This is a genomic window from Nocardia sp. NPDC050378 (assembly GCF_040655675.1).
Classification (GTDB): Bacteria; Actinomycetota; Actinomycetes; order Mycobacteriales; family Mycobacteriaceae; genus Nocardia; species Nocardia coubleae.
This window is the reverse complement of record NZ_JBFAKI010000015.1, coordinates 73,354-95,907: the sequence shown is the minus strand read 5'-3', so window position 1 is coordinate 95,907 and position 22,554 is coordinate 73,354. Positions and strand designations below refer to the sequence as shown.

The 22,554-nt window shown below is 67.9% G+C and carries 22 protein-coding genes and 1 pseudogene; 21 read left to right on the top strand and 2 right to left on the bottom strand.

Translation table 11 applies throughout. The features are described from left to right. Positions 1 to 84: 84 nt before the first annotated feature. The 8 genes from AB0I35_RS25995 to AB0I35_RS25960 all read left to right on the top strand — a co-directional run bounded on the left by AB0I35_RS25995 (position 85) and on the right by AB0I35_RS25960 (position 6,920). On the top strand, positions 85 to 711 hold the full coding sequence (locus tag AB0I35_RS25995) for a TetR/AcrR family transcriptional regulator (RefSeq protein ID WP_357398929.1): 627 nt from the start codon (positions 85 to 87) through the stop codon (positions 709 to 711). Between the two features lie 118 nt (positions 712 to 829). Then, positions 830 to 1,114, top strand: coding sequence for a hypothetical protein (locus tag AB0I35_RS25990; RefSeq protein ID WP_357398928.1), 285 nt, complete (start codon positions 830 to 832; stop codon positions 1,112 to 1,114). A 131-nt stretch (positions 1,115 to 1,245) separates the two neighbouring features. Further along, positions 1,246 to 2,595 (top strand): NADP-specific glutamate dehydrogenase, encoded by a 1,350-nt coding sequence (gene gdhA, locus AB0I35_RS25985; protein WP_357398926.1) that lies wholly within the window; start codon positions 1,246 to 1,248, stop codon positions 2,593 to 2,595. Between the two features lie 138 nt (positions 2,596 to 2,733). Next, positions 2,734 to 3,195 (top strand): hypothetical protein, encoded by a 462-nt coding sequence (locus tag AB0I35_RS25980; RefSeq protein ID WP_357398925.1) that lies wholly within the window; start codon positions 2,734 to 2,736, stop codon positions 3,193 to 3,195. Positions 3,196 to 3,300: 105 nt separating this feature from the next. Further along, on the top strand, positions 3,301 to 3,699 hold the full coding sequence (locus tag AB0I35_RS25975; RefSeq protein ID WP_357398923.1) for a transmembrane domain-containing protein: 399 nt from the start codon (positions 3,301 to 3,303) through the stop codon (positions 3,697 to 3,699). Between the two features lie 27 nt (positions 3,700 to 3,726). Next, positions 3,727 to 3,942 carry a hypothetical protein gene (locus AB0I35_RS25970; RefSeq protein ID WP_357398922.1) on the top strand — a complete coding sequence of 72 codons (216 nt, stop codon included), beginning with the start codon at positions 3,727 to 3,729 and terminating at the stop codon, positions 3,940 to 3,942. 78 nt (positions 3,943 to 4,020) lie between these two features. After that, on the top strand, positions 4,021 to 5,490 hold the full coding sequence (locus tag AB0I35_RS25965; protein WP_357398921.1) for a phospholipase D-like domain-containing protein: 1,470 nt from the start codon (positions 4,021 to 4,023) through the stop codon (positions 5,488 to 5,490). Positions 5,491 to 5,639: 149 nt separating this feature from the next. Then, positions 5,640 to 6,920, top strand: a complete 1,281-nt coding sequence (locus AB0I35_RS25960) for a serine hydrolase domain-containing protein (RefSeq protein ID WP_357398920.1) — start codon at positions 5,640 to 5,642, stop codon at positions 6,918 to 6,920. Here AB0I35_RS25960 and AB0I35_RS25955 read toward each other — a convergent pair. After that, a complete protein-coding gene (locus AB0I35_RS25955; RefSeq protein WP_357398919.1) occupies positions 6,830 to 7,255 on the bottom strand; it encodes a DUF4345 domain-containing protein in 426 nt (141 codons plus the stop codon). The two genes, AB0I35_RS25960 and AB0I35_RS25955, sit on opposite strands and share 91 nt — an antisense overlap. Positions 7,256 to 7,366: 111 nt before the next feature. Between AB0I35_RS25955 and AB0I35_RS25950 the strand changes: the two genes are divergently transcribed. From AB0I35_RS25950 to AB0I35_RS25915, 8 genes and pseudogenes are all read left to right on the top strand, one after another. Next, positions 7,367 to 8,311 carry an SPFH domain-containing protein gene (locus tag AB0I35_RS25950; RefSeq protein WP_357398918.1) on the top strand — a complete coding sequence of 315 codons (945 nt, stop codon included), beginning with the start codon at positions 7,367 to 7,369 and terminating at the stop codon, positions 8,309 to 8,311. Positions 8,312 to 8,334: 23 nt separating this feature from the next. Next, on the top strand, positions 8,335 to 9,159 hold the full coding sequence (locus tag AB0I35_RS25945; protein ID WP_357398917.1) for a hypothetical protein: 825 nt from the start codon (positions 8,335 to 8,337) through the stop codon (positions 9,157 to 9,159). Positions 9,160 to 9,258: 99 nt separating this feature from the next. Next, positions 9,259 to 10,416: a protein kinase family protein gene (locus AB0I35_RS25940; RefSeq protein WP_357398916.1), complete on the top strand. Its 1,158-nt coding sequence runs from the start codon at positions 9,259 to 9,261 to the stop codon at positions 10,414 to 10,416. Between the two features lie 137 nt (positions 10,417 to 10,553). Further along, a pseudogene (locus tag AB0I35_RS25935) lies at positions 10,554 to 11,058 on the top strand (hypothetical protein). Positions 11,059 to 11,130: 72 nt separating this feature from the next. Continuing rightward, positions 11,131 to 11,505: an SHOCT domain-containing protein gene (locus AB0I35_RS25930; protein ID WP_357398915.1), complete on the top strand. Its 375-nt coding sequence runs from the start codon at positions 11,131 to 11,133 to the stop codon at positions 11,503 to 11,505. A 76-nt stretch (positions 11,506 to 11,581) separates the two neighbouring features. Continuing rightward, positions 11,582 to 12,247 carry a GAP family protein gene (locus AB0I35_RS25925; RefSeq protein ID WP_357398914.1) on the top strand — a complete coding sequence of 222 codons (666 nt, stop codon included), beginning with the start codon at positions 11,582 to 11,584 and terminating at the stop codon, positions 12,245 to 12,247. Then, positions 12,244 to 12,702, top strand: a complete 459-nt coding sequence (locus tag AB0I35_RS25920) for a DUF4203 domain-containing protein (RefSeq protein WP_357398913.1) — start codon at positions 12,244 to 12,246, stop codon at positions 12,700 to 12,702. The genes AB0I35_RS25925 and AB0I35_RS25920 overlap by 4 nt, the downstream gene beginning before the upstream one ends. 119 nt (positions 12,703 to 12,821) lie before the next feature. Next, positions 12,822 to 14,717 carry an alkyl sulfatase dimerization domain-containing protein gene (locus AB0I35_RS25915; protein WP_357398912.1) on the top strand — a complete coding sequence of 632 codons (1,896 nt, stop codon included), beginning with the start codon at positions 12,822 to 12,824 and terminating at the stop codon, positions 14,715 to 14,717. Positions 14,718 to 14,768: 51 nt separating this feature from the next. Here the strand turns inward: AB0I35_RS25915 and AB0I35_RS25910 are convergent, their stop codons facing one another. Further along, the gene (locus AB0I35_RS25910; protein ID WP_067494435.1) at positions 14,769 to 15,611 is read right to left on the bottom strand and encodes an NAD(P)-dependent oxidoreductase; all 843 of its coding nucleotides are present in this window, start codon (positions 15,609 to 15,611) and stop codon (positions 14,769 to 14,771) included. A 61-nt stretch (positions 15,612 to 15,672) separates the two neighbouring features. On the opposite strand from AB0I35_RS25910, the gene AB0I35_RS25905 reads away from it, so the two are divergent. From AB0I35_RS25905 to AB0I35_RS25885, 5 genes are all read left to right on the top strand, one after another. Then, positions 15,673 to 16,407 (top strand): PaaX domain-containing protein, C- domain protein, encoded by a 735-nt coding sequence (locus tag AB0I35_RS25905; RefSeq protein ID WP_357398911.1) that lies wholly within the window; start codon positions 15,673 to 15,675, stop codon positions 16,405 to 16,407. Positions 16,408 to 16,545: 138 nt separating this feature from the next. Beyond that, complete coding sequence (locus AB0I35_RS25900; protein ID WP_357398910.1) at positions 16,546 to 17,928, top strand: AarF/ABC1/UbiB kinase family protein; 1,383 nt, start codon at positions 16,546 to 16,548, stop codon at positions 17,926 to 17,928. Positions 17,929 to 18,267: 339 nt separating this feature from the next. Continuing rightward, positions 18,268 to 19,308 carry a helix-turn-helix domain-containing protein gene (locus AB0I35_RS25895; protein WP_357398908.1) on the top strand — a complete coding sequence of 347 codons (1,041 nt, stop codon included), beginning with the start codon at positions 18,268 to 18,270 and terminating at the stop codon, positions 19,306 to 19,308. 28 nt (positions 19,309 to 19,336) lie between these two features. After that, positions 19,337 to 20,155, top strand: coding sequence for an acetylxylan esterase (locus tag AB0I35_RS25890; RefSeq protein WP_357398906.1), 819 nt, complete (start codon positions 19,337 to 19,339; stop codon positions 20,153 to 20,155). 121 nt (positions 20,156 to 20,276) lie between these two features. Further along, positions 20,277 to 22,553, top strand: a complete 2,277-nt coding sequence (locus tag AB0I35_RS25885; RefSeq protein ID WP_357398905.1) for a LuxR C-terminal-related transcriptional regulator — start codon at positions 20,277 to 20,279, stop codon at positions 22,551 to 22,553. Position 22,554 lies beyond the last annotated feature (1 nt).

Here is a 22,554-nt window from a genome sequence, read left to right as displayed (position 1 = left end):
CGGCACAGTCGGACGGTTCATTCAGCAATGTAGCATTTTCATACATCGATGTAGGAACACTGGCCGGGTTGCTATTGTGTGCGCATGGGTAGCGAGACGGCAGTGCAGCGGCGGGGGCGGGCCGCGCATCTCGGCCCCGAGCGGCGCCGACCTCAGGTGCTCGACGCGGCACTGGCCATCGCCGCGGATCACGGCGTCGCAGCGGTCACGATGGGCGCGGTCGCCGATTACATGAAGGTGACCCGCCCGGTGGTCTACGCCTGCTTCCCGGATCGGGTCGAACTGATCGACGCACTGATCCAGCGCGAGGAGAACTTCTTGATCTCCGGCGTGCTCGACGTGCTGCCACCGCGCACCACCAACGCCGACGAGACGGTCTTCGTGGAAGGGTTCCGCACTCTGTTGCACAAGGCGTCCGAACGGCCCGACGCCTGGCGGCTGATCTACGGCAATCCCGATCCCGCGGTCGTCGGTTCCTTCGGGCGCGGCCGGCGGCTGGCCGTCGAACGCTGCACGGCGCTGCTGCGCCCGACCTTGCACGCCTGGGGTGTCGAGGACGCCGAGCGCAAACTCCCCGCGCTGGTGGAGTTGTGGGTCTCGGCGGCGGAAAGCGCGGTCCGGACCCTGTTCACCAACCGGGACGAGTGGAATCCGGATGATCTGGGCGCCTTCGTCGGCTCGGCGGTCTATCGCGCGATGCGCAGCGCATAAGGCCGCCCAGACCCACCCGCGTCAGCCCGGCGTGCCGGTTGCCGGTACCAGCGTTACCGGATACCCTGAGCCTGTCGGTGCACAACTGTTCACTCAAATATGACAGGCAGGGCGGACCATGGGGTCTCGTTACACAGATTCGGTCAGTGCGTGGCGCGAGCAGGTGCGGAAGGACCTGCGCACGGTCACCGAGTTCGCCCAGGAAGCCCGGGCCGCCGCTACCGTCCGCGGGCGCGGAATCGGCCGCGTCGCCGACGGAGCCCGGCGTGATGTGACCGCGGAGGCACGGGCACTCGCCGAGGATCTCGCCGACATCGCCGATGCCGCTCTGCGTTCACGCACCGACGGCCGCAAGTCGCGGCTGGGCAACCTCTTCGGGAGCCGTGCGCGCAGACGCCGTTGAACCCGCCGTCGGCCGCGCGGGGTACGCGCGGTCCAGACCTCACGACGCGCCCGGCTAGCCTGTGAGGAAATGGCCGCGTGCGCGTATGTCGTCCGGCCACGGTGGCAACGACGACGACAAGGAGTCCACGGGTGGCTGTCCTGGACGCGAAGCTGAGCGGCATCTACGACGAGGTATTGCGCCGCAATCCCGGGGAATCCGAGTTCCACCAGGCGGTACACGAGGTTCTCGACAGCCTCGGTCCCGTCGTCGCCAAACACCCGCAGTACGCGGACGCCGCGGTGATCCGCCGTTTGTGCGAGCCCGAACGGCAGATCATCTTCCGGGTGCCGTGGGTCGACGATTCCGGCACCGTGCAGATCAATCGTGGCTTCCGGGTGGAGTTCAATTCCGCGCTCGGCCCGTACAAGGGCGGGCTGCGCTTCCATCCCTCGGTCTATCTGGGCATCGTGAAGTTCCTGGGATTCGAGCAGATCTTCAAGAACTCGCTCACCGGACTTCCCATCGGTGGCGGTAAGGGCGGTTCGGACTTCGACCCGAAGGGCCGCTCGGAGGGCGAGGTGATGCGGTTCTGTCAGGCGTTCATGACCGAGCTCTACCGGCATCTCGGTGAACACACCGACGTACCAGCCGGTGACACCGGAGTGGGCGGCCGCGAAATCGGCTACCTGTTCGGCCAGTACAAGCGCATCACCAACCGATACGAGTCAGGGGTACTCACCGGCAAGGGCCTGACCTGGGGCGGTTCGCAGGTGCGCCGGGAAGCCACCGGCTACGGCGCGGTCTTCTTCGTCGACGAAATCCTTTCCGCCGCAGGCCGGTCCATGGAGGGCCAGAAAGTGGTGGTGTCGGGTTCGGGCAACGTCGCGATCTACGCGATCGAGAAGGTCCACCAGCTCGGCGGCACCGTGGTCGCCTGCTCGGATTCCAGCGGTTACGTCGTCGACGAGCAGGGCATCGATCTCGAACTGCTCAAGGAGATCAAGGAAGTACAGCGCGGGCGGATCGCCGACTACGCCGAAAAACGTGGCGGTGCCGCACGATTCGTCGCGGGCGGTTCGCTGTGGGAAGTGCCCTGCGATATCGCGCTCCCGTGCGCGACGCAGAACGAACTCGACGGCGCCGCTGCGGGCAAACTCGTCGCGAACGGCTGTCGGATCGTCGCCGAGGGGGCCAATATGCCGTGCAGGCCCGAGGCGGTGCGGTTGTTCAACGAGGCGGGGGTGATCTTCGCGCCCGGCAAGGCGGCCAACGCGGGCGGTGTCGCGACCAGCGCGCTCGAGATGCAGCAGAACGCCTCGCGCGACTCGTGGAGCTTCGAGCACACCGAGGAGCGCCTGGCCGAGATCATGCGCGGCATCCACGATCGTTGCCTGGCCACCGCCGACGAATACGGCGTGCCTGGCAACTATCAAGCAGGCGCCAATATCGGTGGCTTCATCCAGGTCGCCGACGCGATGCTGGCTCTCGGCGTCATCTGAGCGCTGCCTGCCCGGCGAACACCGCGCCGCCCCCAATTGTGGGGGCTGGTGCGAATTCCCGGAATCTGCCCGAGGTGAATGCCTCACGGCGCTACCTTCTGTCTGCTCGCCGCTCAACGAGCAGATCGGAGTCGATTGATGTTCGCCTTGTCTCTGTCGCACCGCTTTCGGGTGGCCGCGATCGCTGTTGTCACGACCGCCGCCGCGTTGTGCGCGGTAGCGCCACCCGCCGCCGCCGCGCCCGCACGAGAGCCGATCCTCTTCGTCCATGGGTGGCGAGGTTCGGCGGCGAACTGGGACTACATGTGGGGCCGGTTCCAGAACGAGGGGTACACCACCGATCAGCTGGCACGGTTCACCTACGACAGCACCCAGTCGAACAAGGACATCGCGGTGCAGGTGAAGGCGCAGGCCGACGCGTTGCGGGCGCGAACCGGCGTGAACTACGGGACCTGGTGGTCACCGTGCGACGAGATCATCGACCCGGACGAGAGCACAGTCCTCAACGGCGCCACCAATATCCGCACGGCCTGCCTCGGCCACCTGCCCCTGCTGTCCTCGGCGCAGGTGTTCGAAGGAGTACGCGATTTCGTGAGGTAGCGGCCCGCCCCGCCCCTTCCAGGCCACCGACGGTCGTTTGTCTTTCGCAGGCTGGGTAGACCCGTGCAGTAAGGACAAAAGGGGCGGGATGCGAGGAGTAGACCCATGAGCACCACCAGTTGGATCGTGACGATCGTCGTCGCTGTTCTGATAATCGCCGTGCTGGCCGGCGTCGTCGCGGCGCTGTTGCGTAAGCGTCGTGAACACCACCGGGTCGAAGCGGCCGGAATCCGGGAACGAGTGGCGGGGCAGGAACTCGAGGTCGGGCAGCGGGAGGCGCGGGCGGAAGAAATCGCCGCCAGGAGCCGCGCGGTGCAGGCCGAAGCGGACGCCAAAGCCGCGCAGGCCCAACAGCTTGCTCAGCAGGCCCAGGTGCACCACAGCGACGCCGCGGATTCACGCGCCGAGCTGGACAAGGAACGCGAGCGCGCGGACCGGCTCGACCCGGACCGTAAGCGGGCGCGGACCGCGGACGATCAGCCCGAGCAAACGCCGAACACCTGACAAAGCCGAACCCATGAGGAGGTTGCCATGACATCGGCCGACCCCGATTCGACCCGGCTGCGCGAAGAGCGGGCGGAACTGCTCGACAGACGAGCGAAGTTGAGCGAATCGATCGAACGCGTCCAGCACGTCGGAAGCGCCGCTGACGGTGAGGAATACGTCGAGGCGCGGGAAGAGAAGGCCCTCGTCCAGACCCGTCTCGACGAGATCGACGAAATCCTGGCCGGGGATCGGCGGTCCTGACGCGTCGTCCGCCCCCGCCGCCCGGCAAGTATCGTTCACTTACGCCGAACGTGTGCTGGACGAGGGGGCTGACCACAGATGAACGACGTGCCGCGCATTCTCACCCCCGGCCAGACCTGCTGGCAGATCGCCCGAGCCGACCGCCTGGCCTGCATCATCGACGCGGCCGACTACTTCCGCTACGCCAAATCCGCGATGCTGGGGGCGCGCAAACGCATCGTTCTGATCGGCTGGGACTTCGACACCCGGATCAAGTTCGAACCGCAGGAGAAGACCCTCGACGGGCCGGACCGGCTGGGCAAATTCCTGTCGTGGCTGCCGAAACAACGGCCGGACCTCGACATCTATCTGCTGAAGTGGAATGTCGGCGCGTTCGCCGCGATCGGCCGGGGGATGACGCCGATCTTCGTCGCCAACTGGCTCACCGACCGGCGGCTGCACTTCGAAATGGACGGCGCGCATCCGATCGGCTCGGCGCATCATCAGAAGATCATCGTGATCGATGACCAGCTCGCGTTCTGCGGCGGCATCGACATGACCGTGGACCGCTGGGACACCAGCGACCACCGCGACGACAACACCTACCGAACCGCACCGAACGGCCGCCGCTACGGCCCGTGGCACGACGCGACCACCGCAGTGGACGGCGCCGCCGCGAAGGCGATCGGCGAACTGGCCAGGGCCAGGTGGAAGGCGGCGACCGGGCAGGAACTGGGCCCGGTCGACGAGGTCGCCGGGGATACACCGTGGCCGGCGGAGCTGGAGCCGACGATGCGGTCGGTCGACGTGGGAATCGCCCGGACCCTTCCCGAACTCGCCGACCGCGCCGAGGTCCGCGAGATCGAGGCGCTGTATCTCGCGGCGATCGCGGGCGCGACCCGTTCGCTGTACATCGAGAGCCAGTACCTGGCTTCGCGCACGCTCGCCGAGGCGATCGCCGCCCGCCTGCGCGAACCGGACGGCCCCGAGATCGTGCTGGTCCTCCCCCGGCACGCCGACGGCTGGCTCGAGCAACTGGCCATGGACGGTGCCCGCCGACGCCTGCTGCATCTGCTGTGGAAGGCCGATACCGAGCACCGGCTCGGCGTGTACTACCCCGTCACCGCCGACGGTGCGCCCATCTATGTCCATGCCAAGGTGCTGGTGGTGGACGACCGCCTGCTTCGGGTCGGGTCGTCGAACCTCAACAATCGATCGATGGGTTTCGACACCGAGTGCGACCTCGCCGTCGAGGTCACGCCCGCCACCCCCGACGGTGAGGTCCTGCGCGAGACCATTCTCGGCATCCGCCGCCGCCTGCTCTGTGAGCACCTCGACACCGACCCCGCCAAGTTCGACGCCACCCTCGCCGAAACGTCCTCGCTCGTCCGCACCGTCGAAGCGCTGCGCGGCGAAGGCCGGACGCTGATCCGATTCGAGCCCGAAACGGTCGCCGACGAGGACAGCCCGCTGGCCGAAAGCGAACTGATGGACCCCGAACGCACCCCGGCGAGGTTGTGGGACAGTCTTTTTCCGAGAGGCGTTCGCCGACCGGGGCCGACTCGATAATTACGACGCTGGTCGCGCGCCATTCCACTGTTACCGGGTCTTGATTGCTTCCTCGGTTCACACGGAGCAGAGTTGGGTTGCACAGCGCGAGACACCTTTCCCGAGCACACGCTGATCGGAGAATCATGGGTCACCGGACGAGTTTCGCAGTGTTTGTCGCGACCGTGAGTTTGTTCATCGCCACGGCCTGCGGAACGTCGTCGGATTCCGGCGGCGATACCACCGTCACGTCGGCGGGTGCGCAGGCCGAACCCGCGTATGCGGCCACCCTCCGGCCGATGATTACCCAGCTCATGAAGGACAACGTCATCCCGGGAGCTGTCGTGGTCGTCAGATCGCCGAAGCAGGGCGATTGGACCGAGACGTTCGGCACCCGTGTCATCGGTGCCGACGATCCCCTGTCGGCGGACGACTACTTCCGGATCGGCAGCAACACCAAAACCATGACCTCGACGGTCATTCTGCAGTTGGTACAGGAAGGCAAGCTCGCGCTCGAGGACCCGATCGATGAATATTGGCCGGGCGTGCCGAACGGAGACCAGATCACCATCGCACAGCTCTCCGAAATGCGCAGTGGGCTATACAGTTACACGTTCGACCCGGAATTCAATGCCACACTGGACAGCGACCCGGACAAGGTGTGGACGCCCGAGGAGATGCTCGCGATCGCCTTCTCCCATCCGGTGAATTTCGCGCCGGGGGAGAAATTCGAGTACAGCAATACCAATACGATCCTGCTCGGCCTCGTCATCGAGAAGGTCACGCAGATGTCGGCCGCCGAGAATTTCCAGCAGCGGATCTTCGAACCGCTCGGCCTGAAGCACACCTCGATGCCCGCCGCGACCGACAACTCGATCCCCGACCCGCACCCGCAGGGGTACGCGTTCGGCACCAATGTCTCCACCATCGACACGTTCGCCCTGCCACCCGAGGAGCAGGCCGCCGCCCTCGCGGGCACGCTGCGACCCGGCAACGCCACCGACGCGAGCCCGTCGTGGACGTGGACCGCCGGTGCCGCGATCGCGACAGCAGGCGATATGGCGACGTACGTGCGGGCGCTCGTCGAAGGCGACATGCTCGACGAGCAGCTGCAGCGAATCCGGATGGACAGCATCCAACCCATCGACCCCAGCGCCCCCGACGTCGCCGGCTACGGCCTCGGCATCGTCCGATTCGGAATGCATCTGTTCGGGCACGACGGTCAGATCCCCGGGTACATGACCTTCATGGGACACGACCCGGCCTCGGACCTGACGATCGTGGTCGCCACGAACCTCGCGACCGTGCCGTCGGGCGAGGGTTCGGCCCTGGTCCTGGCCAAAGCCATGCTGCCGACCTTCTACGGCAACGAACCGGTGCCGGACAGTCCGGCCGCACCGGACACCGGCACGACGATCGCGCCCACCGGCCCGACCACAACGCCACGGTGACGATGCCGTGCGGCTGACATATTCCGCCGTGCGCGGCCCAGTGGCCGAGGCGCTCCGGCAACGGCCCATGCCAGGATCCGGGCCAGGCCACCGAGAAAGAACAACAGCCCCAGCGCGTCGATCACCCTGGCGCGCCCGACGATGTCTGCCGCCGCCCAGACGAACGCCGCACCGTAGGCGGCGAAGAGCACGCTGTAGAAGCGCAGATCCGACTCCATGGTGGCATTGACCTCGCCGCCACCGATGTAGGTCGACTGACCGAACAGCAAGTGCGCCAACGCGATACCGACCACGGCAACGCCGAACACACGAAGCCACACCTGAAATACGCGCATCCCCATCCCCCTTGTTTGACAACAGCCGAACAGGATCACAGTAGCCGCTGCCCTCGACGGCGGCCCGGCAGTCCTGTTATGGTCACTACGACCATAACGAAGGAGAAGGCGATGGCCGACATCAGCAGCTACCCCGGACTGCGGCACCTCAGGGGAGCCCCGACAGTGCACGTCAGACATGTCCGCAAGGGCAAGCTCCGGCACGACGGCACGGGGCTGAGCTTCTGGTTCCGCCCGAGCACGGCGGTGCTCAGCGAGGTTCCGGTGGACGACCGGGAGCTGCCGATGCTCTTCCACGCCCGCACACACGACCACCAGGACGTCACGGTCCAGCTGACGGTCACCTACCGCTGCACCGATCCCGCGACGACCACGAGCAGGATCGACTTCTCGATCGACCCCGACACCGGGACCTGGCGCCAGGACCCGCTGAGCCAGATAGCGAACACCCTCACCGAGAACACCCAGCAACACGCCCTCGAAGTCCTCGCCACGCTCGATCTCGAGACCGCCATCCGCACCGGCGTGGAAAAGGTCAAGGAAGCCACCGGCAATCTGACCGCGACCCACATCGGGCTGGAGATCATCGACGTCCGCGTGGTCGCGATCCGCCCCGACGCGGAGATGGAGAAGGCGCTCCAGACCACGGTCCGCGAGAAGGTCCAGCAGGAAGCGGACCGGGCGACCTACGAGCGGCGCGCGCTCGCCGTCGAACGCGAGCGCGCGATCAGCGAGAACGAACTGCAGAACCAGATCGAGCTGGCGAAGAGGGAGGAGCTCCTGGTGGTCCAGCGTGGCGCGAACGCGCTGGAGAAGGCCGAGAGTCAGGCCAGAGCCGACCGGATCGCCGTCGACGCCAAGGCCGCCGGGATCCGCAAGCTCGCCGAGGCCGAGGCGGCCGGCGAGAAGGCACGCCTGGATGCCTACCGGGACGTCCCGCGGGACACGCTGTACGCGTTGGCGGCGAAGGAACTCGCGGGCAACCTGCCGGCGATCGGCAGCCTCACCCTGACGCCGGACATGATCGCGCCGATCCTGCAACGGTTCACCCGATGAGCCTGGCGCCGCGAATCGTACTGGTGCACAGGCGAACCGAGCTGTCGGAGCTGCTGGCGCGGCACGGGACGCGCGGGCAGGTGGAGTTCTTCCTGAACTCGCGTGGCAGGTCACTCGACGAGGTGGTGGAGCGCGACCGGCGGACCCGCGCGGCGATCGGCGAAGTCAGCGCGGCCATTCCGCTCGACTGGCGCCGTGGCACGGTCGAGCGGGAAGACCTGTCGCGGTTCCTGTTCGCCCCCGAGGACATCGTGGTGATCGTCGGACAGGACGGGCTGGTCGCCAACGTGGCCAAGTACCTCGACGGCCAGCCCGTCATCGGCATCAGCCCGGAACCGGGCGTGCTCGCCGAGCACTCGCCCGCCGACGCGACCGAACTCCTGCACAGCACCGGTAACACCGAAGACCGCACGATGGTCGAGGCGAGAACGGACGACGGCGCGACCCTGCGCGCACTCAACGAGATCTACATCGGCCATCCGAGCCACCAGACCAGCCGCTACCGCCTCCGTGACGAGCGCCAGGCATCGTCGGGCATCCTCGTCGGCAGCGGTACGGGTGCGACAGGCTGGTGCCTGTCGGCTCACCGCGAACGGAAAAGCCCTGTCCCGCTTCCTCATCCCACCGAGCGCAGACTCGTCTGGTTCGTCCGGGAGGCGTGGCCGTCACCGGCCACCTCGATCGCGCACACCGAAGGCGAGATCACCGGCGAAAGCCTGCGCATCGACGTGGAGTCCGAGGGACTGGTGGCCTTCGGCGACGGCATCGAGCACGACGCACTACGCCTCGGCTGGGGCCAGCGGCTCAGCGTCGGCCTCGCCACCACCAGCCTGCGCCTGGTGCGTTGAAGTAGACACTCGCCTACGCACACGTCACTGTCGCACACGATGTTCCGGCACAGAGGCGAACCGCGACGCTGATCGGAAAGCCATCGGTACGCTCACGGGATGGGTGGGGACTTGTCACATCGATCCGGGCGAAGCACGGGGCAACCAGGTGGGCGGGATGAGCACCAGAACACGACTCGCTCGGCCCGCCTCGACGCTCACAGTGCTGTCGCTACGGCCCTCGCCCTGCGCAGCGATCACGCCTTGCGCGAACTCGTCGAGGCGGCCACGCCGATCGGCACCGGGATCGGCGGGAAGTCGGCCCTGCTCGAGGTTTCCGGGACACCGGTTTTCGTGAAGCGGGTGCCACTCACCGACCTGGAACAGCAGCCGGAGCACGTCCGGTCCACGGCGAATCTGTTCGATCTGCCGCAGTTCTACCACTACGGCGTCGGCCTCATCGGTGGGGCAGGATTCGGGGCCTGGCGCGAACTCGCCGTGCACATCATGACGACGAACTGGGTGCTGGCCGCCGAACACGAGGGCTTTCCGTTGATGTACCACTGGCGGGTGCTGCCCGACACCAGCCCGCTGCCGGACGAGCTCGCCGACATCGATCGCGTCGTCGCCTACTGGGACGACCGACCGCAGGTGCGTCGGCGGATCGAGGCTGTGCGGGACTCTTCGGCGAGCATCGCGCTGTTCCTCGAGTACATCCCGCACACCCTGCACGAGTGGCTCGACGCCCGGATCGAGGCAGGTGAGGATGCCACCGATCAGGCCTGTGCCATGGTGGAGCGGGAACTGGCCGACCGCACCGCGTTCATGAACAGCCGTGGACTGCTGCACCTCGACGCGCACTTCCACAACATCCTGACCGACGGTCGACGCCTCTACTTCGCCGACTTCGGTCTCGCGCTCGCCTCGGGGTTCGACCTCGCCCCACCCGAAACCGCGTTCTTCGCCCGGAACCAGAGCTACGACCGCGGATTCACCACGACCTATCTGGTGAACTGGCTGCTCACAGCGCTGTACGGGCTCCGACGAACAGACCGTGAGAAGCGGCTCGCGATGGTGCGCCGCATCGCCGACGGCGAACCCGCGAGGGGAATCGCGGGCGGGGCCGCCGCGATCATCACCCGGCACGCGCCGGTCACCGCCGCGATGTCGGCGTTCATGCGCGCGTTCCAGCAGACGAGCCGACACACACCGTATCCCGACCAGGAGATCCGACGGCTCGCGGACGGTACGGCTGCCGGGTGGCGATGGCCCAGCTGATGACGATGTCGATGAGGAATACGAGCGCCCGTTCGGGGTGAATTCGCTGCGCGGTCGGTGGGGAATTCATCCTTTACGGGTGATTCCGTCGGCGCTGTCGCTTTCTACGCTTGGCCGGACATGGCGAAAGGATCGCGATGCTCGGCTTTCTCGTCCCCACCGATCAGCGCCGAACCCTCGACGAACTGACCGACAAACTCGACCTGTCGGTTGGCTCGGTGGCGGCGAAGCGCTCGGCCTTCTGGATCATGCTCGTGCTCTCGGCGGTGATCGCGATCTCCGGTGTGGTCGGTGATTCCACAGCCACCGTGATCGGCGCGATGATCGTCGCCCCGCTGTCGATCCCCATTCTCGGGGTCGTTCTCGGTGTGGCGACCGGGCGCGCGGCGCTGGTGGGTCGCAGCCCGCTGCTCGCTGTGGGCCGAGCAGATCTCCGACGTCGCCCGCGACTGGGTGCGCGAGCAGCCCGGCGCCCAGGTGGTGGACGTGACACCGCAGGGCGACACCGCCACCATCGCCGTCCTCGGTCCGCAACAGCTACCCGACCTGGCCGAATCGCAGCGCCGGGTCGACGATCTCGTGCCCTGGCATCCCGACGTCGTGGTCGTGCACAACGTCGGGAGCCGGGTGCGGCCACGGTGACACCGACGTCGCCGCGACACCCGATGTGTTCACCGGCCGGTGGGCGCTCAGCACGAAAGTGAGGGATCAACAATGGATTTCTGGGATGTCATCTGGGCCATTGTCGTAAGTTTCGCGTTCATCGCCTATCTGCTGCTGATCTTCGTCATCCTCACCGATCTCTTCCGGGACCGGAAAACCTCGGGCTGGGTGAAGGCGATCTGGGTGTTGTGCCTGTTCCTCTTCCCGTTGCTCACCGGGCTGGTGTATCTGATCGTGCGCGGTGACGGAATGGGCGAACGCACCGCCGAAGCCGAGCAGCAGGCCAAAGCCGCGACCGACCGATACATCAGGGAGACCGCCGGCACCAGTTCGGCGGCCCAGATCGCGGACGCCAAGAAGCTACTGGACTCGGGAGCCATCACCGAGGCCGAATTTCAGCAGCTCAAGGCCAAAGCGCTGACCTGAATCGTCGCCATGCCCGGACGGATCTCATCCGTGACGTGTGAGGCGGGGCGCCCACCTGTGCGTTTACCGTCGCGCTATGGGTCCGGTCATCGGAGATCTGCTTCCGCTCGCCGTCGGTGTCGCACTGTCGCCGATACCGATCGTGGCGACGATTCTCATGATTCTGTCGGCGCGCGGAAAAGGCGCCGCGATCGGATTCGCCACCGGGTGGATACTCGGCATTCTGGTGGTCACCGGGGTGGTGACGCTGTTCGCCGGCAAGCTGGGCGGGTCCGACGACAGCGAACCCGGTGCGGCGGCAGCGTGGATCAAGATCGTCCTGGGGGTGCTGCTCGTGGGGTTGGCGGTGAAACAGTGGCAGGCGCGCTCGCTGACCGAGGTGCCCGGCTGGATGCGCGCGATCGACACCCTCACCCCGGTGAAGGCGACCGGGCTCGGGGCACTGCTGTCCGGGATCAACCCGAAGAACCTGCTGCTGTGTGTGTCGGCGGGTGTCGCGATCGGGGCGGCAGGCCTGGGCATCGGCGGCGCGCTCGGCGCGATCGTGGTGTTCACGGTGCTCGCGTCGGCCACGGTGCTCGCCGTGGTGCTCGGCTATCTCGTGGCGGCCGAGCGGCTCGACCCGGCGCTGGACCGGCTCCGGATGTGGTTGCAGGACAACAATCACGCCGTCATGGCCATCGTGCTGCTGGTCATGGGTGCCGTGGTCCTCGGTAAAGGGTTGGGCGGATTGCAGGGGTGAGGTGGACGGTGTCGGCCTGGGTGGTGACCTCGCTGATCTTCCGCTTCGCCGCCTACTTCATCGGTGGCCTCACCGGCGCGATGATCGGCACCAAACTCGCCACGGTGCTGCAGCCGGGCGACAAGAACTGGGCGCTGAGCATGATCGTCGCCGCCGCACTCTGCGTGTCCGGGGCCTTCCTTGCCGACAAGTTCCGGGCCCGCGCCCTGCTGTGGCTGACTTCGATCGGCGGCGCGAGCATGATCCTGTCGGGCCTGGGCCGGATGGGTGACCTCGTGTTCCTGCGCGAACCCGAACCCGGCGGGCAGCAGATCACCGCCACCCTGGCCTGGATCGGGTTGTCGGTGTGTGGGTGGCTCGCGCAGCGTCGGCTGTTCGCCGAGAGGCTCGGCATCGAACCGGAGGCGGACGAACCGCCCTCGCGCAACATCGGTGGCAAATGGCCGAGCCGGTGACGACAGGAATTTCACCCGGAGCGGGTGAGGCGGCGTCATCTGCTCCGATGTGATGCTGCGGGAGCGGGCCGTCCGGCACGGTCGCCACGGGATAACCGAGCACGGTGGAAAGGGATTCGATGACCAGTCCGCAGGAAGCTTCCGAAACCATCGAGGCGGGCAATGCCGAGGCGCTGCGCACGATGCCCTTCGGCGACGACCAGGATTTCGCGGACGCCGATCGCGGGTTCGTCGCCGCGCTCACCCCGCCGGTGATCCGCGATGCCGCCGGTGACGTGGTGTGGGACGGCGGGTCGTTCTCCTTCCTCGACGACGAGTGCCCCGCCACGGTGAATCCGAGCCTGTGGCGGCAGTCGAAACTGACCGTGAAACAAGGTTTGTACGAGGTCACCGACGGCATCTACCAGATCCGCGGGCTCGACCTGTCGAACATGACGTTGATCGAGGGCGACACGGGAGTGATCGTGATCGACCCGCTCATCTCGGTGGAGACCTCGGCCGCCGGGCTGGCGCTGTACCGCGAACATCGCGGGGATCGGCCGGTGGTCGGGGTCGTCTACTCGCACTCCCATATCGACCACTTCGGCGGCGTGAAAGGGGTGACCACGCAGGAGGATGTCGACGGGGGACGGTGCGTGATCATCGCGCCGGCCGGTTTCACCGAGCACGCCGTCGAGGAGAACGTCTACGCGGGCACCGCGATGGGCAGGCGCGCGGCCTACATGTACGGCGCGGCCTTGCCCCGTGGGCCGGTCGGCGCCGTGGGCGCGGGCCTGGGGCCGACCACCTCGACCGGTCAGCCGAGTCTGATCATTCCCACCGTGTCGATCGACCACACCGGTCAGGCGGTCACCGTCGACGGTGTGGCGATCGAGTTCCAGATGACCCCCGGCACCGAGGCGCCCTCGGAGATGAACTTCTACTTCCCCGCCCGGCGCGCGCTGTGCATGGCCGAGAACGCCACGCACACCCTGCACAACCTGCTCACCCTGCGCGGCGCCCTGGTCCGCGACCCGCATGTGTGGTCCAAGTACCTCACCGAGGCGATCAACCGCTATGCCGCCAGGTCCGACGTGGTGTTCGCCTCGCATCACTGGCCTACCTGGGGCACCGAGCGGCTCACCGAGTACCTGTCGATCCAGCGTGACCTCTACGGCTACCTGCACGATCAGACGTTGCGCTGGATCAACAAGGGCGCCACGGGAACCGAGATCGCCGAAGGCTTCCCGATACCACCCGCGCTGGCGAACAACTGGTCGGCCCACGGGTACTACGGTTCGATCAGCCACAACGTCAAAGCCATCTACCAGCGCTACATGGGCTGGTTCGACGGCAACCCGGCGAATCTGTGGCAGCACAGCACCGTCGAGGCCGCCGTGCGGCACGTGGACTTCATGGGTGGCGCCGACGAGGTCGTCGCCAAAGCGCGAAAGTCCTTCGCCGACGGCGACTTCCGGTGGGTCGCGCAGGTACTGAACTACGTGGTCTTCGCCGACCCGGACCATGCCGAGGCCAAGGCGCTGCAAGCCGACACCCTCGAACAGCTCGGCTACGGTTGCGAGAACGGCACCTGGCGCAACTTCTTCCTGATGGGCGCCTACGAATTGCGCAACGGCTCGATCGGCACCCCGACGGTCACCGACGCCGCCGACATCATGAACCAGCTCACGGTCGAGCAGACTTTCGACGCGATCGCACTGCGGGTCGACGGGCCGCGAGCCTGGTCGGCCGACATCACGATCGACTGGCGCATCAGCGACACCGGCGTCGCGCACCGCACCCATCTGCGCAACGGCCTGCTGGTCCACTTCGACGTCGACGGGAACCGCCCGCCCGCTGCGACCACCTTCACGCTCACTGCCGACGATCTTCGCTCGGCGCTACTGGCCGGCGGCGACCTGGCGGCGATGATCGAAGCCGGCGCGGTCACTGTCGACGGCGACGCCGGCAAGCTGACCGAGCTGATCGGCTACCTCGACGCCCCCGATCCCGACTTCGCCATCGTCACCCCCTGACCCGTGATCCGTCCGCGCGACGGTCACCGCGCGGACCGGATTCGGGCGAGCTCAGGCCTGGGGCGGGTCGACGAAGATGTCGTATTCGAGATCGTCGCTGCCGCCGTAGGCGGAGAAGTCGGTCCGGCCTTCGGCTCGCAGGACCTCCACGTCGAGGAAGGTGTTGCCGGTGACCGTCCGGGCGTCCTTCTCGAGAATCGCGATCGCGGCGTCGGCCACGATCTGCGGGGTGCGGGCTTTCGCGGTCGCTTCGTCGCCGCCGAGCAGGTTCTGTACCGCGGCGGTGGCGATGAGCGTTTCGGGCCACAGGCAGTTGGCGGCGACGCCGTGCTCGGCGTACTCGGCGGCCCAACCGAGCGTCAACAGGGACATGCCGTACTTCGCCACCATGTAGGCGGGGTGGGCACCCAGCCAGGCGGGTGCGAGGTTCAGCGGGGGCGACAGGCTCAAGATGTGGGCGTTGTCGCTGCGGCGCAGGTGCGGCAGGCAGGTGCTGGTGAGCAGATAGGTACCGCGCAACTGGATCTGCTGCATGAGATCGAACCGTTTGACGGGCAACTCTTCGGTCGGGGCGAGCGCGATGGCCGACGCGTTGTTGACGCAGTAGTCGATGCCACCGAACCGCTCGACGGTCCGGCGCACGGCCTCGGTGACCGATGCCTCGTCGCGGACGTCGCCGACCACCGCCAGCGCCTGCCCACCCGCGGCCTCGATCTCGGCGGCCGCCGTGTGGATGGTGCCGGGCAGCCGTGGATCGGGAACATCGGTCTTGGCCAGTAGCGCGATATTGGCGCCCTGACGTGCGGCGGCGAGCGCGATGGCCAGCCCGATGCCGCGGCTGCCGCCCGACATGATCATCGTGCGCCCGGCCAGCGGTGAGGTAGATGTCGTCATGCCCAGCGACATTACATATCTTCAACAGCCGTAGCAATAGTGAAATATGTACACTCGACCCGTGAAATCCGAGGTCACCGGTTCCGGCATGGTGGTGCGTCCGGTGTCGGCGCGGTCGGCGCTGATCCGCATCCTCATCGCGGCCGACTCGCCGACGATGACGTCACAGCAGATCTGCGCCGCCACGACCGCTGCGGGTTACCCGGAGGCCACCGTGCGCGTCGCGGTGTCGCGGATGGTCGCGGCCGGTGAGCTCGTGCGCGCGCGTCGCGTCTACACCCTCGCCCCACACCTGCGTGCCCGGCGCCGAGACCTCCTCGCGCCCCACACACTGCCCTGGCAAGGCGATTGGGAACAGGTCGTCATCACCGCCACGGGACGACCCGCCGCCGACCGCGCGGCACTGCGCGCGACACTGCTCTCGCTGCGTCTCGCCGAACTCCGTGAGGGTGTGTGGATGCGTCCGGCGAACCTCGCGCGCGACCTGCCCGACGACCTCGGCGACACCACGATCGCCCTGCGCACGCGGGCCGTGGACGACCCGGTCTCGCTGTGCGCTCGGCTGTGGCCGCTGACCGACATCGACCACCGCGCCCGTGAGCTGCTCGAAGCCATCGAAACCGCCGACCCCGCCGCCCGGTTCACGACGGTGTGCGCCGGCCTCGACCTGCTCACCACCGACCCCGCGCTGCCCTCCGAACTGCGGCCCGCCGACTGGGCGGTCGACGCGCTGCGCGAGACGACGACGGCTTATCTCAGCTGGTTCCAGGAACTGAGTCGCGGCACCGAGGACTGACAACGACCTCACCGGCGAAGAATTCGTGCTCCGCCACGACGGCATTGGTGATCCGGCACAAGTCCGCGCCGGTTCGCCTGTGAGTTCGGCAACGTAGGCCGAGAATGCCCATGAGCGCACCGCGGGAAAGAGGCACCCATGGCAGACAAGCAGGTACCGACCGGACGGCTGTCACGCAGCGCACGGCTCGGCCGGTTGGCCGCGGGGCAGGCCGCCCGCGGACTCGGCACCCGGCTGGCGATGATCGGGCGAACCGAACAAGCGCGCCGCACGTTGGCCGAACGCTCGACACTGCAAGCCGCACAGCAGATCGTCACCGTGCTCGGTGGGATGAAGGGCGCGGCCATGAAATTGGGGCAGATGGCCTCGGTGCTGGATCTGGACATGATCCCGGAGGAGCACCGCGAGATGTTCCGCACGAAGCTGGCGAAGCTGCGCGACAGCGCACCCGAGGTGCCGTTCGCGCAGATGCGCGCGGTGATCGAACAGGATCTGGGGCGGCTGAGCCGGGTGTTCGCCGACTTCGACCCGGAACCGGTGGCGGCGGCCTCGATCGGCCAGGTGTATCGCGCCCGGTTGCGCGACGGGCGGGCGGTCGCGGTGAAGGTGAAGTATCCCGGCGTAGATCGTGCGGTGCACGCCGATATGCGCAATCTCGAGTTCTTCAGCGGCCTGTGGAAATCGTTTCTGCCCTCGGCCGCCGACACCGAGGTGCTCGCCGAGATCTCCGGCAACATCGTCGCCGAACTGGACTACCGGCGCGAGGCGGCCAACCAGCATCGGGTCGCCGCACGCTACCGAGGCCACCCGTTCATCCTGGTCCCCGACGCCGTCGAGGAGTTCTGTGGCGACAACGTGCTGGTCACCGAATTCGTCGAAGGGATCTCCTTCGACGACATCCGCCGCCTGCCCGCCGCGCGCCGCGATCACATCGGTGAGCTGGTGTACCGCTTCTACATCACCGGCATGTTCCGCGACGGCGAGTACTGCGCCGACCCGCATCCGGGCAATGTGCTGCTCGCCGACGACGGCCGGGTCGGCTTCGTCGATTTCGGGCTGTACAACACGATCGAGCGCGCCGACCTGGATTTCGAGCGGCAGGTGATCCGCGCGGCTCACCACTTCGACAGCGACGAAGTATTCCGGCGCTGGTCCGAGCGCGGCATCATCGCCCCCGATTCGCCGGTGACGCCACGGTCGGTGCTCGAATACGTGTGGGCCGCCTCGGGCTGGCATCTGCTCGACGAGGAGATCACCCTCACCCCGGAGATCGCCACCAGTGCGGTCGTGCTCGCCACCGACCCGCGCGCGGCGCAGCGGCGCGAGGTCCGCCACCTGCTGCTGCCGCCCGAGCACGTCTTCTCCCGCCGCGCCGACCTTTTCACCCTCACCGCGCTCGGCCAGCTCGAGGCGACCCGGAACTGGCACGACCTGGCGCGCGAATGGCTCTACGACGAACCGCCGGTGACCGAGATCGGCCGGGAGATCCAGGCCTGGCGGCACACGGTCGCCAATGCCTGAGGTGTTTTGTGAACTGACACAGTGCGGATGGAGTTCCGGCACAAAAAGCCGAACATAGGCCGTACCGCGCGCGGCGCCGGCCGACCCCGGCGAACGAGAACTCTCCCCATGAATCCCGCGGGCTCGGTGGGCGGAGCCGAATACGCACCTCGGTGCGCAGAGATACGCAGTTCTACCGATGTTCCGGCGTGCTCCGCCCGGCACGCTCGACGAATGCCACATCGGACACCCTCCGGAACCGCCCTCCTGAGCAGATCGGCACCGGCGCACGCGGCACCGCGATCGACGATCGACCGCGTGGTACGGACGGCCGTCACCGATGGCCCCGCGGGGCGAAATATGCTGCGGCCCCAGCAGATCCGCACCATCGGGCTGGTCTGCCTCGAGCTGGTCGCGGCCATGAGCTCCGGGTCGGCCACGGCCGTCCCGCTCGCTCACCTCGAACACGCCACCGTCGAATGGGCACGCGACGGCATCGGGGTGGAGGCGATCCTGCACGCCCTGCACCGCTGTGCGCGCATCGCCGTCGATCTGACCGGAGCGCAGGTCGACGTGGCCGACCTGCTCGAGCACGCCGCCACGACGGTCGCGAGCGCCTACGTGCGGTACACCCTGGAACTCGCGGGCCGCTCCGAACACGCCAAAGACGCACTGGCCCAGCAGGTCATCGCGGGCACCCACTCGCGCGCCGTGGCCCGCGACCGCGGCGTCGAACTGGCCGACGAGTACTGGGTGCTGGCGCTGAGCATCGCGGGCGAACCGACGGACGGGCCCGCCGACGGCGTCGACGAGCGGGTGCGCGCCCGCCGCGCCATCACCCGCATGCGCGCCGAACTCGACCGCCGCTGCGACGGTGAGTGCCTGGTCGCCCTGTCGACGCGCGGGGGCACCGCACTGGTGCCGAGCCACACCGACACCGACATCGACGTCGTGGCGGCCGCGCTCACCCGCGCCGCCGGTCGCCAGGTGACGGTGGCGGTCGTACTGTCCGACCTCGACGAAGTGGCCGACGCGACCGAGTGCGCGCACGAACTGCTCGAGATCGTCCGGCGGCTCGGCCGCAGGGGCGGCGTGCACCGGTTCGGCGATTACGCGCTCGAATACCAGCTCACCCGGCCCGGTCCGGCCCGCGACCACCTCGCGACCGTGCTCGAGCCGCTGAGCGGACATCCCGAACTCCTCGAAACGCTGCGCTGCCACGTCGCCAACAACCTGAACCGGCGCCGCACCGCAACCATGCTGCACCTGCACACCAACTCGATCGACTACCGCATCAAGCGCATCGCCGAACTCACCGGCTACGACGCCACCCGGTGCGCCGATCTGTGGTACCTGCGCTCCGCGCTCGTGGTGTCGGGGTTGCACGACCCGGCCGCGTAGTACCGCGGCACCGTAGGAAAGGACAACGATGTTTTTCCGATGCACAACCCTGGCGGCGGTCGCGGTGACCGGCCTGCTGGCCGCCGCACCCGCTGTGGCGAGCCCGCCATCGGCCGGGTCGGCCGGTTCGTCACAGGTGGCCGACCCGGTGGGCGCGGTGACGGTCGACAAGTGGGCCGACCACACGGTGTACCGGCCCACCGAGCTCGGCACGACCCGCCATCCGGTGGTGCTCTGGGGCAACGGCACCGGCGCCGGGCCCGGCGTCTACGCCGACACCTTGCTGAAGCCCTGGGCCGCAGCGGGTTTCATCGTCGTCGCCGCGAACACCACGATGGCGAACTCGGGTGCGGAGATGCTGGCGGGCGGGCGGGAACTGCTGCGGCGCAACGACACACCGGGCAACGCGTATACGGGCAAGGTGGCCACCGATCAGGTGGCGGCCGCGGGTCATTCCCAGGGCGGGGCGGGCGCGATCAACGCGGGCGCCGACGCGATCGTGCGCACCGTGCTCGCCCTGCAACCCGGCCCGCTGGCGGCTCCCGGAAAGATGGTCGGGCCCGCGCTGTTCCTGGCCGGGGAGGCCGACCGCATCGTCGACGCCGACGGCATCGTCATGCCCCTGTTCGAGAAGGCCGACCAGGTACCCGCGATCTTCGCCGAACTCGGTGGCGCCGGCCACCTGGCCTGGGGACGATACGCCGAGGTGATGGCCGACTGGCTGAAGTACCAGCTGCTCGGTGACCCCGTCGCGAAAGCCCGTTTCCTCGGTGCCGAGTGCGGCCTGTGCACCGACGTCGTATGGACGAGAGTTCTGCACAACGCGAGGGCGCGAGCGCTGGGCTGAGTGCGGACATCAGCGAATTCGCGCCGCTCCCGGGACGACGGCTGAGTACGATCGCCGATACCGATCACACCCGTGAGCCGGATCGACAGCACGTGTCGTCCGGTACGACCCGAGACGGCAGATGGTTCGAAGCACGCTCGACCCGGCGGCGACCAGCTACCTCGGCCGCGATGCCGAGGTAGCCGCGGTGCGTGCGTTGCTCGACGACGGCTGCCTGGTCTCCATCACCGGCCAGGGCGGACTCGGCAAGACCCGCCTGGCACGCAAGGTCGCCGGGCAGCTCGCCGCCGACTACGACGACGGCGTCTACTTCGTGGAGCTGTCCGGGCTGCGCCACGATCACGAAGTCGGCACAGCGGTGGCGGCGGCACTCAGAGTGCGGATCAAGACCGGCGAGTCGGCGACCGAACGGGTACTCGACCATCTGGTTCGCCGGGCGCCGCTGCTGGTCCTCGACAACTGCGAACATCTGCTCGACGGCTGCGCCGACTTCGTCATCCAGGTGCTCGCGACCTGCCCCGGAGTGACCCTGCTCGTCACCAGCAGGCAGACACTCAGCGTGGCGGGCGAGCAGGTCTATCGGCTACCGCCACTGGCCGTGCCACCACCGGAGCTCGACGATCCCGCCCGGATCGCCGAATACCCGGCCGTGGCCCTGCTCGTCGACCGGGCGAGGGCGGTGCGCGCCGATTTCCGGATCACCGAGTCGAACGCCGCCGCCATCGCCCACCTGTGCCGGTTGCTCGACGGGATCCCACTTGCCATCGAATTGGCGGCGGCCCGGCATCGCTCGCTGTCGCCCGCGCAGATCATCGACCGCTGGTCGTGTGGGCTGACGCTGCCGTCGGCCTGGACGCACGGGGTGCCCGACCGGCACCAGACGCTGCGCAACACTGTCGACTGGAGCTACCGGTTGTGCACCGAGGACGAGAAGCGGGTGTGGGCGCGCCTGTCGATCTTCCAGGACTGGTTCGAGCTGGAAGCCGCCGAAAACGTCTGCGCCGACCCGTGTTCGGTCGCGCCGGTGGTGTCGATCGTCGATTCGCTGGTCGACAAGTCGATCCTGGAACGGCGCGGCGACGACATCACGCACTACCGCTTGTTGCGGCCGGTGCGCGAGTTCGGCGCCGAGAAGCTGACCGCGGAGGGCGCGATCGAGGCCGTCGCCCGCCGGCATCGGGACTGGTTCCGGGACGTGATTCTGCTGGCCGACCGGGAGTTCTTCAGCAAGAAGCAGTACGAACACGTGCGTCGGTTGCAGGTCTGCCAACCCGATCTGCGCTTGGCGCTCGAATGGTCGCTCGAGACGCCGGGCGAGGCCGAGACCGCGCTCGAGATGGCGGCCTGCGTCGACGAGTTCTGGCGGATGGCAGGCTCGGATCAGCTCGTGAAGGTCTGGTTGCAGCGTGCGCTGCACGCGGTGCCGCATTCGCCGCACGCGGCGCGCGGCTGGGCGGTGCTCGCCCTGCATTCGATCTGGATGACCGATCGTGACAGCGCCTATCGCGAACTCGATCAAGCCGATCGGGAGGCGGCGCGCTCCGGCGACCCGGTCGTGATCGCCCTCGCGCAGGCCGCCCGGTCCGCCGCGGCCAAGATCGACCTGGACAACGACAACGCCGCCGCCCTCGCCTGGGAAGCCACCCACACCCTGCGCGCCCACGGGCACCTGCGTGAGTCGATGGGGGCGTGGAACATCTACGCGCTGGCGACCGCCGCCGCCGATCCCACCGGTCGCCTCCAGGAGCTACGCGAGGCGGTGCGGCTGTGCGAGGAGCACGGCGATTACTACTATCGCGGGCTCTACCTGTTCGCCATCTCGCTGATCGAAGTGATGCTCGGCAATCCCGACGCGGCCGAGCGAGCCGGACACACCGCCCTGCGGATCTCGCGCCGGTGGGGAAGCAGATTCGGCGACGCCTATCACGTGGAAGCACTGGCGTGGGTAGCCTCTGCACGCAACCAGCACTTGCGCGCCGCCACCCTGTTCGGTGTCGCCGCGTCCGCGTGGGAGCAGCTGGGCTCCGACCCCGACGTCATCCTCGTGCGCCCGCACACGCTCTTTCGCGACGCCTCGATCCAGGCACTGGGCGACGACCGTTTCGACACCGCGTTCCTGGCCGGGCAGGCCATGCCGATCGACGAGGCCTTCGAGTTCGCGCTGGCCCCGCACCGTGAACCGGCGACTCGGCATCCTGTCGCCATCGCGCCGCTGACCCCACGCGAGTACGAGGTGGCGACCCTGATCGCCACCGGGCTGACGAACAAGGAGATCGCCGCCCGCCTCGTCATCGCGCCCCGCACCGCCGACACGCACGTGGGCAACATTCTCACCAAGCTCGGCTCGTCGAACCGGGCCCAGATCGCCACCTGGGTCGCCACCCGCGGCGCCGACTGAG

Excerpts from the sequence above, each read along its gene's own strand:
- AB0I35_RS25975 (WP_357398923.1), top strand. The coding sequence starts at position 3,301 with ATGAGCACCACCAGTTGGATCGTGACGATCGTCGTCGCTGTTCTGATA.
- AB0I35_RS25980 (WP_357398925.1), top strand. The coding sequence starts at position 2,734 with ATGTTCGCCTTGTCTCTGTCGCACCGCTTTCGGGTGGCCGCGATCGCT.
- AB0I35_RS25995 (WP_357398929.1), top strand. The coding sequence starts at position 85 with ATGGGTAGCGAGACGGCAGTGCAGCGGCGGGGGCGGGCCGCGCATCTC.
- AB0I35_RS25940 (WP_357398916.1), top strand. The coding sequence starts at position 9,259 with ATGGGTGGGGACTTGTCACATCGATCCGGGCGAAGCACGGGGCAACCA.
- AB0I35_RS25900 (WP_357398910.1), top strand. The coding sequence starts at position 16,546 with ATGGCAGACAAGCAGGTACCGACCGGACGGCTGTCACGCAGCGCACGG.
- AB0I35_RS25915 (WP_357398912.1), top strand. The coding sequence starts at position 12,822 with ATGACCAGTCCGCAGGAAGCTTCCGAAACCATCGAGGCGGGCAATGCC.
- AB0I35_RS25950 (WP_357398918.1), top strand. The coding sequence starts at position 7,367 with ATGGCCGACATCAGCAGCTACCCCGGACTGCGGCACCTCAGGGGAGCC.
- AB0I35_RS25885 (WP_357398905.1), top strand. The coding sequence starts at position 20,277 with ATGGTTCGAAGCACGCTCGACCCGGCGGCGACCAGCTACCTCGGCCGC.
- AB0I35_RS25890 (WP_357398906.1), top strand. The coding sequence starts at position 19,337 with ATGTTTTTCCGATGCACAACCCTGGCGGCGGTCGCGGTGACCGGCCTG.
- AB0I35_RS25990 (WP_357398928.1), top strand. The coding sequence starts at position 830 with ATGGGGTCTCGTTACACAGATTCGGTCAGTGCGTGGCGCGAGCAGGTG.
- AB0I35_RS25965 (WP_357398921.1), top strand. The coding sequence starts at position 4,021 with ATGAACGACGTGCCGCGCATTCTCACCCCCGGCCAGACCTGCTGGCAG.
- AB0I35_RS25910 (WP_067494435.1), bottom strand. The coding sequence starts at position 15,611 with ATGACGACATCTACCTCACCGCTGGCCGGGCGCACGATGATCATGTCG.
- AB0I35_RS25895 (WP_357398908.1), top strand. The coding sequence starts at position 18,268 with ATGCTGCGGCCCCAGCAGATCCGCACCATCGGGCTGGTCTGCCTCGAG.
- AB0I35_RS25925 (WP_357398914.1), top strand. The coding sequence starts at position 11,582 with ATGGGTCCGGTCATCGGAGATCTGCTTCCGCTCGCCGTCGGTGTCGCA.
- AB0I35_RS25970 (WP_357398922.1), top strand. The coding sequence starts at position 3,727 with ATGACATCGGCCGACCCCGATTCGACCCGGCTGCGCGAAGAGCGGGCG.
- AB0I35_RS25930 (WP_357398915.1), top strand. The coding sequence starts at position 11,131 with ATGGATTTCTGGGATGTCATCTGGGCCATTGTCGTAAGTTTCGCGTTC.
- AB0I35_RS25955 (WP_357398919.1), bottom strand. The coding sequence starts at position 7,255 with ATGCGCGTATTTCAGGTGTGGCTTCGTGTGTTCGGCGTTGCCGTGGTC.